Here is a 4,195-nt window from a genome sequence, read left to right on the forward strand (position 1 = left end):
CTTCAATTGAAATAGTATAGTCAAAAAAGTATGATAATAATGATATACAATCATACTATTTTAATATGATTTAATGATTAATATAAAACTCTTCGTTCTAGTATTTCCGAGATATTACAAACATTGTACTCAAATAATTAACCCTCAAATACTTATTATCATTACACAAACATTAAATTAATTATATCCATAACAGATTGCTAAATCTTCTAATTCTCTTCTACCAAAAAAACACTTACCATTTCAAAACAAACCCCATTAGGGCAATACTATACTACCGTTAATGTACACTCCTACACTCACCTTACCTCCCCACAAAAAATAAAGTAGACATCCACCCTTCTAAAAACTAAATTTTCCAAATAATTTGTAATGAAAAGAAGAGTAAAATGTATCAAAGCGAAGTACCAACAAAATTACTTAGCTTCAACTAAACTATAAGTAATCTTTTGTAAAGCTCTTGTAAAGCCATTTCTGTCAATCGAACAAAAAAAAGAATAACACATAAGGTTAATAGGATAATACCCTCTATCATATTAATAAATTAATAAAAGTACCTATAAGAAATCATGTAGAAAAAATTTCGATTATAAAAATAATAAAAGAAACCGAAGATATTAAATCTTACTTAAGTATCGACAAAAAACGATTTTAAAAATACAAGATAATAATCAATTTTTTAGGTAACAAATAAAATTACTTCTAATGGTAAACCAATTTTTATCGTCATAAAAGAAAGTATAATTACTATCTCAATTATTTCCTAAATAAGATTAAGGAAAAATAGGAGTCATTATTTGAAACTGATAGAACCAAAAATTTTAACTTTTCAACCTTTATTTTTAGGTAATTAATACCACGAAACAATATTTCCTCATTTTATTTTGAATGTTTGGACAACAATTAAGATTATTTCAATAGAAATACCCTACAAAAATTTTAAATTAGCTTTAAAAAAGCGTTATCTTTAAATCGAAATACTTACAACAAACTTACCGATCATGAGAGAGTCAGCGGTAAAGATCTTGGTAAAGTTAATTCATAGCAACGTATATCCTATCTTTTTTAAATTGCTTCTTTATGTAATCAGGTATATAAAATTTCAAGAAGTTTGATTTTAATTTAAAAAATAAGTGATTTTTTTAACGATTCTAATTTTGGGTCGTCGATTAAATTAAAGTTACAATCCCTTTCTTTTACAATTCTTTATTGAGCTAATGCGATACATTGATAAACGGTGTTAATAATCTCTATTTGATGAATGATTAATAGTATTTACGAATCTCAATTCGTAATTCACTAAATTTAATAAATTCTAAAATAAAATTTGTGCTTTCAGGATCGAGCCCTGAAATTATTGTATTACAGAGTAGTATCTTTGGATTTCTAACTACTGTTTAGTCAATTTCCATAGGTTATTTTTTAACCACCACTTAATAAAATTAACTTAAATAAAGGTTCTTTTGGCTGTTAAGCCAGTTAATTCTAAAAAAGAGAAAACTACTTTATTAATTTTAGTTCAACTTTATTCGATGAGTTTTAGTAGAAATGCTAGGTTTTAATATAGCATCTGAGTACTTAAGAGATTAAGATATTGAAAACTATACTGATTTTAATAAGGGTATTTACTTTATCGCACTGCTTTCTTTCAAAGCAAAGTGATATTTTTGCCATCCATTTCCATTATAATAAAACTTTTCAGGAGATTCCAATAAATTAATGTAACGAATTAAAGTGCTTTTATCTACTTTACTTTGTCCAATAACACCTACAATCTTAGTACTCTTACATCTTAATTGAAATTCCTTCAAAGCAAGCAAAGGTTCTCTTATTAGCTTATATATATTTTTGTAACATTCCCTCATTCAATCAATTTCATTTAAAAATTGATCGGCTAAGGAAAAGAGTGAGATATTTTTTAAAATATGTTTACATTTTAACTCTTTCGTTTTAACAGCATTGATTAAAACCCCCTACAAGCTAAAGATTAAATCAGAGCAGAATCAGCAAAAGTTTATAAATTTGTCAAGATATTGAAATTTAAATTTAAAGTAATTAGTATTAAAAATTACATAGATTAAAATTAAAAACATTTTAATCTGCCCATCATACTGATATCAGCAAAAAATCTATAACTAAATAAACATTTTATCCAACATTGTATCCTGAAAAACACTGTATCGTTCCTGACAGAACTAACCCAAATTATCAAAAGCGTATTTTTGATAAATACGCTCAATTAAATACGCTCAATATTTTAATATTAATCATCCTACTGAGATTTGACTTTTGTTTCTTATCTTCTTTATTAGCAGCAAGGTTACTTTGCTACGTTACCTATTTAGTTACATTTACTACGTTTTACCCGTCAATATTATCTTAGTATATGCCCCTATAATCCTTTTTCTAGCACTAAAAAAACCTCTCTCTAGCCTTGCAGTTATCCTATTTTTTCCCTTATTATACCCCCATTAGATAGGAACTCAAATGAGCAATAATCGCTTTGAACATTACGCCCACGAAATTTATCAAAGTATTTCTGACACCTGGGATCACAGCATTATCCCTCAATTAATAGAGTATATTAAAATTCCTAATAAATCAGTAAATTACGATTCTAATTGGAAAGAAAATGGCTATATGAATAAAGCCATGACACTTTTAGTAGATTGGTGTCAGCAACAATCTATTCAGGGGATGCAACTAGAAGTAGTAGAGTTACCAGGGCGCACCCCTTTATTGTTTATTGAAATTCCTGGTACCTTAAAGGAAACTGTATTGCTTTATGGGCATATGGATAAGCAACCTGAAATGGTAGGATGGGATGCAGATCTTGGGCCTTGGAAACCCATCTTGAAAGGAAATAAATTATATGGCCGAGGAGGCGCCGATGACGGATACGCGATATTTGCCTCACTTACAGTTATTGCTACTTTACAACGTTATCAAATTCCCCATGCACGATGTGTCGTAATTATCGAAGGATCTGAAGAAAGCGGCAGTATTGATCTACCTGCTTATCTTAAGTATTTAAATAACCGTATCGAAAATCCCACTTTAGTAATTTGCTTAGATAGTGGTTGTATGAATTATGATCAGCTATGGTGCACCACTTCACTCCGAGGGCTGGTAGGAGGTATATTAAAAATTGAAGTATTGAAACATGGTATTCATTCAGGAGCTGGAAGCGGTATCGTCCCTTCACCTTTTTCTATCCTACGCCAACTTTTAGATCGAATTGAAGACAGCTCTACTGGAAGAGTGATTTTGAAAGAATTAAAAGTTTCTATACCCAATCAACATAAAGAACAAGCAAAAAAAGCCGCCCATATGCTAGGAAATGGGACGATTCAAGGTAAGCTACCATTTTTACCGGGTGTGGAACCCGTAACTACTAATATTACGGAATTATTATTAAATAAGACTTGGCGTGCTCAACTCAGTGTAACAGGACTCGACGGTTTGCCTCCCGTTGCTAATGCAGGAAATGTTACCATACCTTATTTAAAGGTAATTCTCTCTGTGCGACTTCCTCCAATAATTGACGCTCTAAAAGCCTCAGCTGTATTAAAAAATGTCCTAGAAAAAGATCCCCCTTACCATGCAAAGATATCTTTTTTTCCTGAAACCTCTTCGAGTGGTTGGATAGCTCCCCCTTTAAATAATTGGCTTGCTGTAGCTAATGAAAATGCCTCTTATAAATTTTTTGGTAATCCAGCTGCTTATTTTGGCGAAGGAGGAACCATTCCTTTTATGGGAATATTAGGTAAAATGTTCCCAAATGCCCAATTTATAATCACAGGTCTTCTAGGGCCTAAATCTAACGCACATGGACCTAATGAATTTTTAGATATCCCCATGGGAAAAAAATTAACAGCCTGTATAGCTTCGATTGTCACAGCTCACTATGAAAATTATCGTTCAAAATAAATGTCAAGATTTTTAAGATACATCAGATACATCTTAATTTATATCTAGATTCTTAAAATGTGCCTATAGTATTAATTATGTATACCAACTGTTACTAATGCACATAAAACTATAGAGGATCCATTTCTATCACCCAGGTTTAGAAATAACTTCTTCTATATTACCGTCCAAAACTAATAAGGATTAATATTATAAAGACTACTACATATTAATAAAATTAAAACCATTTATAAAAAATGTAGGGCTAATAAGAGAGGGACATATC

At 30.3% G+C, this 4,195-nt stretch carries 2 protein-coding genes; one reads left to right on the forward strand and one right to left on the reverse strand.

The genetic code is table 11. The annotated features are described in order from the left end of the window. Window positions 1-1,625: 1,625 nt before the first annotated feature. Window positions 1,626-1,820, reverse strand: coding sequence for a hypothetical protein (locus CLERM_RS03570; protein ID WP_145996299.1), 195 nt, complete (start codon window positions 1,818-1,820; stop codon window positions 1,626-1,628). A 667-nt stretch (window positions 1,821-2,487) separates the two neighbouring features. Between CLERM_RS03570 and CLERM_RS03575 the strand changes: the two genes are divergently transcribed. Then, a complete protein-coding gene (locus CLERM_RS03575) occupies window positions 2,488-3,930 on the forward strand; it encodes a M20 family metallopeptidase (RefSeq protein ID WP_102157216.1) in 1,443 nt (480 codons plus the stop codon). Window positions 3,931-4,195 lie beyond the last annotated feature (265 nt).

The organism is Coxiella-like endosymbiont (assembly GCF_002871095.1).
Classification (GTDB): Bacteria; Pseudomonadota; Gammaproteobacteria; order Coxiellales; family Coxiellaceae; genus Coxiella.